At 51.2% G+C, this 13864-nt stretch carries 14 protein-coding genes; 6 read left to right on the top strand and 8 right to left on the bottom strand.

Features of this window, described 5'->3' with window-relative positions; all coding sequences use genetic code 11:
- Positions 1-78: 78 nt before the first annotated feature.
- The 4 genes from EDM56_RS04795 to EDM56_RS04780 form a co-directional block, all read right to left on the bottom strand.
- Positions 79-1731, bottom strand: coding sequence for a peptide ABC transporter substrate-binding protein (locus EDM56_RS04795; protein WP_122916757.1), 1653 nt, complete (start codon positions 1729-1731; stop codon positions 79-81).
- 62 nt (positions 1732-1793) lie between these two features.
- Positions 1794-2132: a cupin domain-containing protein gene (locus EDM56_RS04790; protein ID WP_122916756.1), complete on the bottom strand. Its 339-nt coding sequence runs from the start codon at positions 2130-2132 to the stop codon at positions 1794-1796.
- A 57-nt stretch (positions 2133-2189) separates the two neighbouring features.
- The gene (locus EDM56_RS04785) at positions 2190-2780 is read right to left on the bottom strand and encodes a helix-turn-helix domain-containing protein (RefSeq protein WP_122916755.1); all 591 of its coding nucleotides are present in this window, start codon (positions 2778-2780) and stop codon (positions 2190-2192) included.
- A 241-nt stretch (positions 2781-3021) separates the two neighbouring features.
- Positions 3022-3633 (bottom strand): hypothetical protein, encoded by a 612-nt coding sequence (locus EDM56_RS04780; RefSeq protein WP_122916754.1) that lies wholly within the window; start codon positions 3631-3633, stop codon positions 3022-3024.
- 154 nt (positions 3634-3787) lie between these two features.
- Here EDM56_RS04780 and EDM56_RS04775 point away from each other — a divergent pair, with 154 nt between their 5' ends.
- From EDM56_RS04775 to EDM56_RS04765, 3 genes are all read left to right on the top strand, one after another.
- Positions 3788-4120, top strand: coding sequence for an ArsR/SmtB family transcription factor (locus tag EDM56_RS04775; RefSeq protein ID WP_122916753.1), 333 nt, complete (start codon positions 3788-3790; stop codon positions 4118-4120).
- Positions 4121-4339: 219 nt separating this feature from the next.
- The gene (locus tag EDM56_RS04770) at positions 4340-6082 is read left to right on the top strand and encodes a SulP family inorganic anion transporter (RefSeq protein ID WP_122916752.1); all 1743 of its coding nucleotides are present in this window, start codon (positions 4340-4342) and stop codon (positions 6080-6082) included.
- A gap of 87 nt (positions 6083-6169) precedes the next feature.
- Positions 6170-6772 carry a nitroreductase family protein gene (locus EDM56_RS04765; protein WP_122916751.1) on the top strand — a complete coding sequence of 201 codons (603 nt, stop codon included), beginning with the start codon at positions 6170-6172 and terminating at the stop codon, positions 6770-6772.
- 97 nt (positions 6773-6869) lie between these two features.
- On the opposite strand, the gene EDM56_RS04760 is transcribed toward EDM56_RS04765, so the two are convergent.
- Positions 6870-8567, bottom strand: coding sequence for a YcdB/YcdC domain-containing protein (locus tag EDM56_RS04760; RefSeq protein WP_122916750.1), 1698 nt, complete (start codon positions 8565-8567; stop codon positions 6870-6872).
- A gap of 88 nt (positions 8568-8655) precedes the next feature.
- Positions 8656-9111: a VOC family protein gene (locus EDM56_RS04755; RefSeq protein ID WP_122916749.1), complete on the bottom strand. Its 456-nt coding sequence runs from the start codon at positions 9109-9111 to the stop codon at positions 8656-8658.
- 161 nt (positions 9112-9272) lie between these two features.
- On the opposite strand from EDM56_RS04755, the gene EDM56_RS04750 reads away from it, so the two are divergent.
- On the top strand, positions 9273-9707 hold the full coding sequence (locus EDM56_RS04750; RefSeq protein ID WP_122916748.1) for an Lrp/AsnC family transcriptional regulator: 435 nt from the start codon (positions 9273-9275) through the stop codon (positions 9705-9707).
- 47 nt (positions 9708-9754) lie between these two features.
- On the opposite strand, the gene EDM56_RS04745 is transcribed toward EDM56_RS04750, so the two are convergent.
- Both EDM56_RS04745 and EDM56_RS04740 read right to left on the bottom strand, forming a co-directional pair.
- Positions 9755-10438 carry a DUF554 domain-containing protein gene (locus EDM56_RS04745; protein WP_122916747.1) on the bottom strand — a complete coding sequence of 228 codons (684 nt, stop codon included), beginning with the start codon at positions 10436-10438 and terminating at the stop codon, positions 9755-9757.
- 66 nt (positions 10439-10504) lie between these two features.
- Positions 10505-11317 (bottom strand): MerR family transcriptional regulator, encoded by an 813-nt coding sequence (locus EDM56_RS04740; protein ID WP_122916746.1) that lies wholly within the window; start codon positions 11315-11317, stop codon positions 10505-10507.
- Positions 11318-11440: 123 nt separating this feature from the next.
- On the opposite strand from EDM56_RS04740, the gene EDM56_RS04735 reads away from it, so the two are divergent.
- On the top strand, positions 11441-13006 hold the full coding sequence (locus tag EDM56_RS04735) for an S-layer protein (protein ID WP_122916745.1): 1566 nt from the start codon (positions 11441-11443) through the stop codon (positions 13004-13006).
- A gap of 172 nt (positions 13007-13178) precedes the next feature.
- The gene (locus tag EDM56_RS04730; RefSeq protein WP_122916744.1) at positions 13179-13808 is read left to right on the top strand and encodes a HutD/Ves family protein; all 630 of its coding nucleotides are present in this window, start codon (positions 13179-13181) and stop codon (positions 13806-13808) included.
- The last annotated feature ends 56 nt before the right edge of the window (positions 13809-13864 follow it).

The following is a 13864-nucleotide window of genomic DNA, read 5'->3' as shown; positions in this document are numbered from 1 at the left end:
GTATCCCTCCTCTATGCGGGTCCGTCCGGGTTTAGGAAAAGGCAAGGGGACGGATTTACGCCCTTCCCCTTTCCAACATTATTTCGGTGCGATTTCGACCGACTTGTAATCCATCAGTGCTGCCGGATGACGCAGGATGCCTTTGACATTCGGCTGCTCCATGTATACTTTGGTGCTGTAGTAGAGCGGCAGAACCGGCATGTCGTCGAAGAACATCTTCTCCGCTTCATGCATCAGCGTAAAACGCTTCGACTCGTCCGGCTCCACGCTTGCCTGCTGGATCAGCTGGTCGTATGCCTTGTTGCTGTAATTGATGCGGTTACCTGGATGGCCGGTTTGGAAAATCTCAATGAAGTTCAGCGGATCCGCATAATCAGCGTAGTACGTCGAGAGCGACACTTGATGCTTGCTTGCGCGCTGTTCCGCCAAAAATACCTTCCATTCCTTGCTCTCCAGCTTCACCTCTACGCCCAGGTTTTTCTTGAACATTTCTTGCAGCACCTGTGCGACGGTCTTGTTCAAATCATTTGTGTCATACGTGAGTGTCACATCCGGGAGCGTCGTCCAGCCCTCTTCCTTCATACCTTGAGCCAGCAAGGCTTTTGCCTGCTCTACATCATTGTCCTTGAAGAAGTCGCCTCCTGCCGCGCGGAAGTCTTTCCCGTCCGGCTGCGGGAAGCCGATCGGCACGATGCCCATCGCCGGCACCTGTCTGCCTTGTATCACCTTGTCGATCAGCAATTGGCGGTTAACTGCCAGTGCGAACGCTTTGCGCACATTTTTGTTCGTGAACGGCGGCATCACTGTGTTCAACCGATAGAAGCTGGTTGCCGCTTCCGGTGCGATTTTGGCTTCGCCCGAATCGAGCAGCTTCCCTTTCACATCTTTCGGAACCGACTCGATGTTATCCAGCTCGCCCGATTGGAACATCTGGAATTGCGTGTTTTCATCATTGACCATCACCCAGTTGATGCCCGCCAGCTTCACTTTGTCTTTATCCCAATAGTTTTCATTTTTCACCGCTTTGACCGATTGGTCGTGCGTCCATTCCGTCAATGTGAACGGGCCGTTGGAGACAATGGTCGCCGCTTCCGCCGACCAGTTTGGATTGGCTTCCACATTCTTTTTGTTCACCGGGTAGAACACCGGGGTCGCTACGAGGCTGAGGAAGTAGCCGGTTGGCGCTTTCAGCGTCACTTGCAGCGTTTTGTCATCCAGCGCTTTCACTTTCACATCGTCTGCCGTGCCTTCGCCTTTGTTGAATTTTTCTGCGCCATCGATCACGAATGCGAGGAAAGCTGCTGGAAAGCCATTCTTCGGATCAACCATGCGCTTCCAGGCGACTTCAAAGTCTTTCGCAGTCACCGGATCGCCATTCGACCATTTGCTGTCGCGCAGCTTGAACGTGTACGTTTTGCCGCCGTCGCTAATGTCCCATTTCTCTGCCATCGCCGGCTGCGGCACATGATTTTCATCCAGTCTCACCAAGCCTTCCAGCACGTTGTACAGCACTTCGAAGGCAACCGGATCGTACGCCTTCGGCGGATCGAGCGAGACAGGCTCTGTCTTCAGATTCGCCCGCAAAAAAGCTTTCCCGTCAGCTGCTGCTTTTTGCCCTTCCGGTTTGGCCTGCTCGGCAGGCTTGTCGGTCGCCTGCGGCTGACTGCATCCGGCCAGCGCCAAGCTCGCCAGAAGCGCTGTCGTTCCAAGGATTTTCAGCACCTTTTTCATGAAATGTCCCCCTTATTATTTCTTCTATCGCTACGGCTCTTCGCCGCAAGCACCATGCGTCATTAACGATCGACGAGCATCCAGACGATCTCGCAGTCTTCTTCCCCAGCGTTGTATGCCCAGTGCTGCTCGCCGGCCGGGATCAGCGTTGCCTCACCCGCCGAAACCGTATATTCCTTACCCCCGCTGCCTGTTTGGATGGAACCGCGGATGATGTAGGAATACTCATCCTGTTCATGCGCCCCCTCCCCGGTCAGTGGAACACGTGCTTTGGGCGGGATCACCACCGTACCGAATGTGACCTTTCCTCCGTCGATGATTCCTTTGTGGAACAGCGTCTTAAGCGTTGCGTCGTCTTGGCGATTGTCCGGTTGAACTTCATGCACACGTTTCACAATCATGGTAAAGCTCCTTTCCTACGGCATTTTTTACGCAGTCATAATAAACAGAAATTTCAGTTATTTTTTCTGCGATATCGGTTCATTTCGTATCGATTCATTCGTCGGCTTAAAAATGACTGGCGTAAGCACACTGATCACTTGTGTGTCCTCTTCCGTCGGATTGTACAACATATGGTCCAGCGTGGAAGGAAAGTGGATCGAGTCGCCTTTGGCCAAATGATACTCGGTTCCGTCAACCGTCAGGATCAATTCGCCCGCCAGCACATAATAAAACTCCTCGCCTGGATGGTTGAACACATAATTTTGCTTTTGTCGCGGCAGCAGCGTAACATGCAGCGGCTCCAGCGCCCTCCCCGTAAATTCACCACCTAATCTCACATAAATCGAGCCTGACCCGGCGATCTGAAATTGCTTACGGTCACTTTCAGGCACGAAATACTGCTCGTTTGCTTGCTCCTCAAAAAACGTGGTAATCGGAACGTTCAGCACTTCCGCTATTTTTTGCAGCGATGTAATGGCTAGCGAACTGTTGCCCCGTTCCACTTGCGACAAGAAGCTTGTCGACAAGCCCGACAGATTGCTGAGCTCCTTTAAGGTCATGTTTTGCTGTGTGCGCAGCATTCGTATTTTTTCATAGATGCGATCCAGGACCTGTACCCCCTGTCAGAATTAAAACCATTTTCTGATTTTTGTATCATGAAATAATATTATTCATATACTGTATTTTTGTAAAGAATTATTTTCTTTTACTGTAATTAGTTTTATATAGCAACAATTTTTCGTGCACGTTTGTGTTTAAAAAACGTGGCTACGCCATCCTTTTTGGTGGAGTCGCGGTAAAATGAAACAAGAGAGCTTCACAGCTCCCTTGCCTTAAGCTCCCCCTCACTCACATTGTCGCTTTGGCCGCATGATACCGTTTGAAATCCCTCGTCATGTAAGCGAGCTTTTTCTCTACCGTCTGCGTTACCATCTCGTCCTCAAAATCGAGGATTTCATCGATATGCTGGTCCAACGTTTCCTTGAACTCGATCAGCCAATACGGCTGACTGTCATCTTTGTGCGCCAGCAAATCGTCCGCAAACGCCTCCGCGACCACCCGGATGCTCGGCGTCTTCAACCATAGCTCTACATGAAAACGGGAGGGTGTGTAATCAAAGCGGAAGTCGCGTCCTGGAACCTGATCCCAGAAGGCAACCCACTCCCGAATCAAGCCCATCTCGTAAAAAAGGAATTTGAAAAACCCGCACAGCCATCCTGTACAGCTCGTATTCCGCAGCTGGCAGCCGACCCCGTTGCGCAAAAACTCGCAGCCTTCACAGCACGAGCCGCCATGGGCGATACACACCCGGCAAATCGCATCCGTACCGACCCCGGCGAGATATTTTAAGCCCATCTCGATGACTTCTTGTTTTGTTGTGCGGTACGGATACGTTTTGTTGTCTTCAGAATCGGCTTCTCCACCTACGGAGGGAACGAAACGCTCAATCCCTGTCTGCATGCACCCCATCCTCCCCCTGCGCAGTCATTAATGAATATTTGATTATTTGAATATAATAATAGAATAACAACTTCAGACTATTTTACAACTCACCTCCCCCATGTGGTATCCTATTTGTATAGTCAAATCTTCATATTTTAAGGGGATTAGATAAATGAATCGTGAAATCCAACAGTTTAAGGCTGAATTTTTCAAAGCATTAGCTCATCCCATGCGGATTCGGATCCTTGAAGTATTGTCCGAAGGCGACCGGAACGTGAATGAGCTGCAGGCGATTTTGGGTACCGAGGGCTCTGCCGTCTCCCAACAGTTAGCCGTCCTCCGCAACAAAAACGTGGTGAACGGAACAAAGGAAGGCACTTCCGTCATCTACTCCCTCCGCGATCCCCTGATCAAAGACCTGCTCGGCGTGGCGAAACAGATTTTTGACAACCACTTGGTAGACGCCATCTCCCTTTTGGAAAATATCCGTAACGAACGCGATTGAATCATACCAGCCTACAACACGAAAAACGGATAGGAATTCAAAGCAATTCCTATCTACACACCACAGGACCTTTCACACTGAAAACGTCCTCTTTTTTTGTTTGCGCGGTGTTGCTACAGTCCAAGCACCTATAATTGTTCATTGACAGACAGAAGTAGCGGATGTATATTCCCTATATATTCAAATAATCAAATATACAAAGAAAAAGAAGGGTTAGAAATGAAGCTGTGGGAACGATTCGCTGGATACAACGCTGCTTTTTTTCGCCGTGATCTCACATCTGGATTGATTGTCGGAGTTATTGCCATTCCTTTGGGAATGGCTTTTGCCATTGCCTCTGGCGTCAGTCCGCAGTACGGCATCTACACGACCATCGTCGCCGGCTTTCTGATTTCGCTCTTTGGCGGCTCGCGGTTCCAAATTGGCGGCCCGACCGGTGCCTTCGTTCCAATCCTGTTCGCTATCGTGGCGCAATACGGCTATGAAAACCTGCTGGTTGCCGGTCTCTTGGCCGGAGTACTGTTGGTGCTGATGGGAGTGTTTCGGCTCGGAGCCCTCATCAAATTCATTCCTCGCCCTGTCACGATCGGCTTCACCGCAGGTATTGCCGTTATTATCTTCACCGGGCAAATCGCCAACTTTTTGGGACTGTCACACTTGCCAAAGCATGAGGACTTTCTCTCCAACATGGGCGAGATCGGCACCCATCTTGCTGCAACGAATCCGTACAGCGTCGCGACAGCTCTCATTTGCCTGGCCGCGATTCTGCTTACGCCCAAATACATGCCGAAGGTTCCTGGCTCCTTGGTCGGCCTGGTGCTGTCCAGCTTGATCGCCGCCTGGTTTTTTGACGGAAAAGTGGCTACGATCGGCTCAACCTATGGAGCGATCTCCAGCTCTTTGCCCGCTTTCCACTTCCCTTCCGTCACATTCGAACAAATCAAGTTGATGATCCATCCGGCGATTGTCATCGCGCTCTTGGGCGGGATCGAATCGCTGCTCTCCGCTGTCGTCGCCGATGGTATGACCGGAACGCGGCACCATAGCAATCGCGAGCTCATCGGGCAAGGCATCGCCAATATCGTTGCCCCGCTGTTCGGCGGCATCCCCGCCACAGGTGCTATCGCCCGCACAGCCACCAACATCAAGACGGGAGCTGCGAGCCCTGTGTCCGGCATGGTCCACAGTCTGGTCGTCCTTTTCGTCCTCCTACTTTGCGCCCCGCTCGCCTCAGCGATCCCGCTGGCCAGCATGGCGCCGATTTTAATGGTAGTCGCCTGGAACATGAGCGAGCGCAAGGAATTCGCCCATGTGCTGAAAACGCGGACGAGCGACTCAGGGGTGCTTTTACTCACGTTCTCGCTAACGGTTTTAACTGACTTGACCACAGCCGTGGAGGTTGGGATGGTACTTGCCGTCATCTTGTTCGTCAAACGGATGAGCGATCTGTTGACCGTGGCGAAGGTTCTGCCCGACCCTACGGTCACCCATGAAAAAATGCTTCCCCATATGGTCCGCGACGGCCACGATTGCCCGCAGATCGCCGTCTTTACGGTGGAAGGAGCCTTGTTTTTCGGGGCGGCATCCATCTTTGAGCAGCGGATTTTGGATACGCTCCATCAGCATCCCGGCATTTTGCTCCTGCGGATGGGGAAGGTGCCCTTCATGGACACGACCGGCGCCGCCAATCTTTTAAGCGTCGTCAACGATTTCCAGCGCCGTGGCGGAATCGTACTTATTTCCGGTCTACAGCCGCAGCCACGGGACATGATGAAACGGACAGGACTGGCGTGCAAAATCGGCGAGGAACGTTTTTTTGCGCATACCGGTGAGGCGCTGTCCAGCGCACTGGCACTGCTCGATCAACAAAAATGCATCGGCTGCAAGCATTTTGCGTTTCGTGAATGCGCTGCTCTCTGTGTGCCCAATTCGCACAATCGTCAGCTTACGCGCAGCGAGTAAAAACCTTTCGCTTGGTACAAAATGAGTGTGTTTGCACCGGTCACGGTACCACACTTTGCCAAACGGCCCAGCTAAGGAGAGATCGATTTGTCAAAAGACTTCTACACAGCAGTAAAAGAGCGCCGAACCTATTACGGAATCAGCAAAAGCTCCCCTATCTCAGACGAGCGCATCAAACAGGTTGTCGCGGATGCCGTGGCTTATACACCCTCCGCCTTCAACTCACAAAGCGCGAGAGTGGTGCTTCTGCTTGGCGACCAGCATGATAAAGTCTGGGATATTACGAAAGAAACATTGCGGAAAATGGTTTCGGCCGATCAATTCGCCAAGACGGAGGAAAAGATCAATTCCCAATTCCGCAACGGCTATGGCACCGTCCTCTATTTTGAAGACCAGACCGTGATCAAAGGGCTGCAGGAGAAGTTCGCCTCCTATGCGGACAACTTCCCGACTTGGTCGCAGCAATCGTCAGGGATGCTCCAGTTTGTCATCTGGACATCGCTTGAGGCGGAAGGATTGGGCGCATCTCTGCAGCACTACAATCCACTGATTGACGACGAGGTACGTAAGACATGGAACCTCCCCGCTGAGTGGAAGCTGATTGCGCAAATGCCTTTCGGTAAACCGACAGCCACACCGGGCGAAAAGGAATTCATGCCGTTCGACGAGCGATTCAAGGTGTTCCACTAAAAAAACGAAAGGTCGACAGATGTCGGCCTTTTTTCGTTCAAAAGAAAAAGACGACCTGCCGCTCGGGCAAATCGTCTTTTCGCTCTGGACGTCGATCCTATGGTTGTGTCACTTGTACTGGCTTGCCAGTGGTGGCGTCGATAAAATAAAAATCCGTTTTCCACTTTTGCTGATAAATCAACTGCGGTGCGGGTGCCCGTTGGCCATCGTATTGCTCCCAGTAATACACGAGCTGCACATCCAAATCTTTCTTGAAATGTTCCTTCGCCTCGGCAGCGCTGATGATTTTGGTTGCATCGGGCAGCGCTACACCACCGTTTAACGGATGGAGGTAGAGCTCGACGATGGCGCCCGTCCGCTTGTCTACGCCGACTTGATAGGATTCATCCGGCACGTCGACACCGTTGCGTTTGGCATGGAACCAAAAGGAATACTCACGCTGCTCCTCTTGTTTCAGCTTGCTTTTGTCAACCCACTCCGGGATCCATTTATCCGCAGGCTCCATGACCAGCTTGAGCTCCTCCAGCGCAGGGTCGAGATAAGGCAGCAGCGTCTCGATCGCTTTCTTCTTCGCTTCGGCCACGTCGATGCTTTTAGTTGCAGCCGATTCGTCCGGCACATTGAGATTGAAATCGATCAGACGATCGCTTTTCGCATCGGTAATTAGGCTTACCATCGAATAGGCCCGCTTTCCTTCCGTCGACTCGTTGGACCAGTGGTACGATTTGATTTGTTGCAATCCTTCACTGATGTTTTCCTTGTGATCGTCGTATTCGAATGACGCCTTGCTGACATCGATGCCAAACTGCGACTTGATCCAGATTTCCGCCTCTTGCCGTGAGCTGATTTTGACGTTCGTTCCCTTCCCTTTTCCTTTTACAGGGATGGTTTCCTCTGGGGCGGCCTGTTCGTCTCCGACCGCTTCGCCCGTAAGTGCATCGATCCAGAGATCGGGGTTGGCGACATAGACCAACAGCGGCTTTCGTTCCGTCGGCTTCCCATCCTGCTCTTTGGCGATCGGATAATCGAGCGAGTACATCAGCGCCGTTTGCAGCTTGTCCTGCAACCGTTTCGCCGCTTCCCCTTTTGCGATCACTTTTTGCGGGTCCGGCCACTTTACTTGGGCCTGATCAACAACGGAAAAAGCCTCGTATCGAATGATGTGCCCTGCTGCATCCACAGAAACAGAGAGCGAATCACCGATCAGCGGAATTTCATTGATGAGCATTTGATAGTGAACGGTAGAACGCGCCCATTCGAGCTTGTTGCCTTTTTCATCGCCCATTCCCGCTTTACCTCTGCCAAGCGACTCTGTTGCCTTCCATTGCTTTGCCTCTGCACCAAAAAATGACTGGAGAAATCCATCCGCGGCTGCCCGGGCAATCTGTTCATCGGGATACTCGGCGGAAGCCCAATCCGGATGGCGGATATCGAAGTAAAGGACGCGGCCGGTTTGTGCATCCAGCTCGACGCGAGCGGAAACGTCCGCCCCCCGCTCTTTGCTGCCGCGAGCTTCCGGCTCGCTGGTCAACGTCACTTCCCAGATTGGGAACGGGTAGCGGTACCGATCGTTTTCCTCATAGCGTTTATCCTCGATACGCAGGTCCTTTAACACCGGAACGGCTGATGCAAGGCGGTCGAGTGACTTCTGCAGCTCCTGGGAAAATTCATGGCCCTGATCCTGCTTCACTTTTTTGATCGGCGCCGGCGGCTCCGGCTGGGCTGCCCACGCAGGCGATGAGGTCAGCACGCACGCCGCCGTAAGCGTCAGAACGGTTTGGCTGATTCGTTTCATTTTGTCCCTCCCACAACTTCTTCTCAGTAACGCATCAAAACGTAAGACGGTTGAGGGCTGGACAAGGTAACATAATATTCCAATTTATCTATCGGATGGATGACCGATCAAAATCAACGTCTTCAAGAAATTCAATTACTTCTCCGTTCGGACTGTAAACCAGCGCATTGCTTACAACCAGTGGCGGTTCGCCGAGCGACAGCTGGTTCGGCTCCACGCAAGCCCTCGCCCCGTGCGCCAGCGATTTTTGATACATGCCGTCTACATCATCGACATAAAAGGCAAAATGAAGCAGCGCTCCGTGAGCGACCTCCCTTTCGGACAAAGCTTTTTTTCCTTGTGCGGGAATCAGAGCTTGGTCATCAAAGACCTCGATGCAGGTTCGTTTGTCCAGCGAAACGAGCATGGAGGCATCCTTAATCTGAAAAGACGGCAAGCTCCAATGATGGCCGACGGTAAATCCGAGAACTTGCGTATAAAACGCTATGGTCGCCTGATAATCTTTCGCCTGGATGGCCACATGGGCAAGGCCTTTTACACTCATCACACATCTCTCCTCATCGGTTAGCTGCTTTCATTATAGTCAGATACACCTTGTATTCACATGCAATACATAAGGACTTTATGGTAATGTGGTTAAGGAAACTAAGTTTTCCGAGGCCAACTGCCTTCGATAGTAAAGCCGCCAAAAAGGAGGGTGCCCCGATGAGTGATCCACTCGATGACATCGATAAAAAAATCTTGCTGCTGCTCCAGCACAATGCCCGCATGCCCATTTCCCAAATTAGCAAGGAAATCTCCATGTCACAGCCCTCCGTGAAAGAACGGATCATCAAACTGGAAGAAAAGAACATCATTGCGGAATACGGTACGGCGCTAAATTTACGTGAATTGAACAGAGGAACAACGACTTTCATTCTGGTAAAAACGGAGCAATGCGAACGGTTCGTTGAATTTTGCAAAGGTGCCAAGGAAGTGACCGATCTGTTTCGGATCAGTGGAGAATACAATTATTTGATCAAAGTCCAAACAGCCACTGTCGAAGAGCTTGCCGAATTCCAGGATGCACTGGTCCAGCTCGGCCCTTCCAAGTCTCACATTTCACTGAAAAACATCTTTGAAAACAGAATCGTGCTGTAGGGCAAAAACCCTCTTTCGGAATCGTTCCAAAGGAGGGTTTCGTTTTTTCACATTCCGATCATGCTCTTCACCGCTATGAAGAGTGCCGGTACAAGCAGCGCTGGAATCAGGTTCATCGTTTTGAACTTTTTGATCCCGAGAATGCTCAATCCCGAGCTGAGGATCAAGGCTGCGCCGACAATCGAAATTTCGGTCAAGAGAGCTGGCGTAATCCAGCCAGCAATTGCCCCGGCCGCCACATAAAAAAATCCTTGCCAGCAAAACAGGACGATTGCGGAAAGGGCGATCCCGATGCCGAACGTTGCCGCCAGCACAATGGAGGTGACCAAATCCAGGATTGCATTGGTGAACAAATACGTTTGATTGCCATTCAGTGCGCTTTCAATGGGTCCAACAATGGACAGTGTGCCGATACAAAACAATAGCACCGCCGTTGATAACCCCTCTGCCAGATTCCCTTTTGAAAACCGGGAAACAACCGTTTTGAACCGTTCTTCCATGTTGAGCTTCTCGCCGATGATTCCACCTAGCGCGAGGCTCACGATGAACAATACCGGATACTGGCTGTTCGGCATGTGCTTCGCAAGCGAATAGATGCCCAGTGCTGTGACGGCCAGTCCCATCGCCTGCATCAGGATATCCTGATACGATTCCTTCATCCCCTTTTTAACGACACTGCCAATTACACTTCCGACCACGATCAAACCAGCATTCACAATCGTCCCGATCACGACGACTCCCTCCTACACAAGTATTGGAGAAAGAATAAACCCTCCAGCAGCTGGAGGGTCAATCCGTCATTTCGCCAAAAGCTGAATTTCGGTCACGAATTTGGATCGGTCGTTCGTCAGCCCGTAATCGATCAGCGTAATTTCGATGGCGTCATCTGTGATGGAATATCCTTTTTCTTCCATGTAATCCAGCAGCCTCTCATAATAAGGGGCGGCGTCGGCATGAGTCCCTGTAAACCGGATCGTGGCATAAGTGCCTTGTGGCAATATCTTTTCGGTTGCTTCCGTCATGCGGTAGCTTTCATTTTCAACAATTACGAAAAGCGAATCGTACTGATCAAAGGTCCTATGCCGCAGGTTATCAAGTGAAATCGACAATCCCACTTTGCCCAAAAAGATCGTCGCCTTCATGTTCGTGCTGTTTTCCAAAAGCCGAATCGACATTTCGATGTTATCCGTTTTATGGATGTTTTGCTTCAACCGCACAATTGTCCGCTCGGGCAGCTCGACCTCCCGGATCTTGCCCAGCTCCCGCCCCTTAGTCGCATCTGCGATTTGGGCGATACGGCTCGTGATCTTTTTCTGAATCTGCTTGAAGTCGTTGATCCGCTTCTCCGTTTCTCGCTGCTGCTCCTCCAAGAGATGCAGCATACGATCAACGTCGCGGTTTTCCAAAAACTGCTTCACAAGCTTCAACGGAATCGCAAGCGCCTTGAGATACAAGATCGTATTGAGCTGCTCGAATTGCTCAATCGAGTAGTACCGGTAGCCCGAATGCTCATCCACATGAGCCGGTTTGAACAAGCCGATCTCATCGTAATAACGCAGCGTGCGAATATCTATTTGGAACAGCCTGGCGATTTCTCCGATCAAAAACATGCATGGTTTCCCCTTCCTCACGAGCACATTAACCAAAACGATACCTTCCGCCCATACTCCCTTTATATTTATCTCGTACGCTAAAGCATGTCAAAATTCACATTCTTCGGAGGTATCGATAGCGTGTTCAACAAAGTCAAATCAGTTACGTTTTTGGCCCTCAGCCTGACCGTCCTTTCCCAAGGTCTGCCTGTGGCGGCGAAAGATTCGGAAGGCAATAGCCATACCGAGTCGCGCGGCCGGTGGATGATTGGAGAATATCACGCCCATACCTATCAGTCCGACGATGCGCAGCAGTCGTTACAAAGCGTCCTCGACCATGCGTTTACCAAGTACGGGATGGATTGGATCGCGCTTTCCGACCATTTGCGCATGTCCAGCCGGGATGATGAAGGAAATCCCATTCCAGGCGGCCCCATTCCGCTGTCGCAAGGAATCGCCCAATACCAAGCACCGAAAATCAAACAGCTACAAAATGAAGGCAACTACCGCAATAAAATCATATTCTCGGGATTTGAATGGGACATGCCTACCTACGAGCATGTCGGAATCGGGATCGTGGGGAAACGGGCAGGCTCAAAGGACAGCCTGCAAGCCGCCAACCAATTCGAATACTTGTTTACCAATCGTGACGAAAAGCTGTTCGATCCAGCGCAAGTAGCCGCGTGGAACGCAAAAGATGAACGAGCCTATACGACATCCAAAGACGCGCGCACAGCGCTAGCCTGGCTGGAGAACAACTACAAAAAAACAAGCTACGCCATCTTAAACCATCCTTCGCGCAAACAAGTGTACACCATTGCCGATTTCCGCGACTTCAATAATATCGCTCCCGATGTCGTATTTGGCTTTGAGGGCATGCCTGGTAACCAAATGGAACCTGACCGCGGCGGCTTGAATTTGACCACGCCGGAAAACCGGACATACGGCGGCGCCGATTACATGCTCGCGAAAGTCGGCGGCACCTGGGATGCTCTTCTGGGCGAGGGGCGCAAATTCTGGACGTTCGCCAATTCCGACTCCCATTTCGAAATCAGCGATAACCGCCTCTACTCGAGCGGCTACTGGCCGGGTGAGTATTCCAAAAACTATACATGGGTCAAAGGCTCAACCATGCAGGCGGTCCTTGACGGCATGCGTTCGGGTAAATCGTTCTCGGTTTTCGGCGATTTGATCAACGCGCTTGATTTTCACGTTTCCTCCGGAAGCAGCAAAGCCGAAATGGGCGAAGAGCTGAAAGCGAAAAAAGGACAGACCGTTCAAATGACGATCCGGTTCAAAAGCCCGAAAAAGAACAATAACGGGGATCCCGTCACCGTCGATCACGTCGACCTGATTGCCGGAGAAGTCACCGGTAAAGCCGAGCCTGGTACAGACGCCTACAACAAAAACACCAACAATACGACAAAAGTAGTGAAGCGCTTCACGAGCAAAGATTGGAAAACCGATCGGGACGGTTACCATGTGATCACGTATACGACGAAAGTGAACAAAAACCAGTATTTCCGACTGCGCGGCACCAATTTGGAGTTGAACGTTCCCGGGGAGACAAGCGAAGGCGAGCCGCTGATCGATCTGAAAACCGACATCGCGGACAACGAAACCCGCTTTACCGAAATCAACAAGCGAAACTATGCCGATCTGTGGTTCTACTCCAACCCGATCTTCGTAAATGTAAAAGCCAAGTAAAGGAAGAAACGATAACGCAAAAAGGCGGTTTGGCCCAAGGCCGAGCCGCCTTTTTGCCATGCAGCTAGTTCGCTTTCGCAATATCGTGCTTGCTTTTCGCCGATTCCTCCAGATAAAAAGGCGCCACCCGCTCGTACAATGGAGGTAACTAGCATGCGAGGAGGATTACCTTATGAACGATTCGATCACCATCTGCAGAAAACAGGACCAGCCTACTACCCAATGGTCGGGTGGCTTAACCACCCAGCTTGCCATTTTTCCGAAAGATGCCGATTACAGCAGACGCGATTTCCTTTGGCGATTAAGTACGGCTAAAGTAGAGGCGGAAGAATCGGTGTTCACCCATCTCCCCGGCTTTTGGCGGCATCTGATGGTCCTTGAAGGAGAATTGCTGATTGAGCACGAAGGGCATCACCGGATCGCGTTACAGCCTTTTCAACAAGACAGCTTCAACGGCGGATGGACCACGCGAAGCAAAGGCAAGGTGAGGGACTTCAATCTGATGCTGGCAGTGGGATGCAGAGGAGCACTTACGGCAAGTCAGATCAAAACCGGGGTGCACCTTGAAACGGTTGGCAATCGGGAGCATCCAGAGCTCCGTGTCGATGAAGCGTTCTACTGCTTGGACGGCACCATCACGATCACACGCGATGACAAGCACGAAGTAAAGCTGCAAGAAGGTGATTTGCTAATCTTTAGCAACATGAGTACGATGTACAAAATCACCATTGCCAACCGGGCAGAGACAACGGTAACGATGATACGAGCAACGATCGTCTATGAAAGAAAGACCCATTTGTAGATCATTGTAAAGTCACGCTGCGCTTACTCGACGAGACCCAAATTCGCATCTGCCTC

It is taken from the genome of Brevibacillus fluminis (assembly GCF_003710825.1).
In the GTDB taxonomy this organism is placed as follows: domain Bacteria; phylum Bacillota; class Bacilli; order Brevibacillales; family Brevibacillaceae; genus Brevibacillus_D; species Brevibacillus_D fluminis.
The sequence above is the reverse complement of the archived record's forward strand: the minus strand, read 5'-3'. Positions and strand labels throughout refer to the sequence as shown.

Coding starts and splice junctions, on each gene's coding strand:
- EDM56_RS04775 (WP_122916753.1), top strand. CDS start 3,788: ATGAATCGTGAAATCCAACAGTTTAAGGCTGAATTTTTCAAAGCATTA.
- EDM56_RS04730 (WP_122916744.1), top strand. CDS start 13,179: ATGAACGATTCGATCACCATCTGCAGAAAACAGGACCAGCCTACTACC.
- EDM56_RS04770 (WP_122916752.1), top strand. CDS start 4,340: ATGAAGCTGTGGGAACGATTCGCTGGATACAACGCTGCTTTTTTTCGC.
- EDM56_RS04760 (WP_122916750.1), bottom strand. CDS start 8,567: ATGAAACGAATCAGCCAAACCGTTCTGACGCTTACGGCGGCGTGCGTG.
- EDM56_RS04755 (WP_122916749.1), bottom strand. CDS start 9,111: ATGAGTGTAAAAGGCCTTGCCCATGTGGCCATCCAGGCGAAAGATTAT.
- EDM56_RS04750 (WP_122916748.1), top strand. CDS start 9,273: ATGAGTGATCCACTCGATGACATCGATAAAAAAATCTTGCTGCTGCTC.
- EDM56_RS04780 (WP_122916754.1), bottom strand. CDS start 3,633: ATGCAGACAGGGATTGAGCGTTTCGTTCCCTCCGTAGGTGGAGAAGCC.
- EDM56_RS04790 (WP_122916756.1), bottom strand. CDS start 2,132: ATGATTGTGAAACGTGTGCATGAAGTTCAACCGGACAATCGCCAAGAC.
- EDM56_RS04795 (WP_122916757.1), bottom strand. CDS start 1,731: ATGAAAAAGGTGCTGAAAATCCTTGGAACGACAGCGCTTCTGGCGAGC.
- EDM56_RS04740 (WP_122916746.1), bottom strand. CDS start 11,317: ATGTTTTTGATCGGAGAAATCGCCAGGCTGTTCCAAATAGATATTCGC.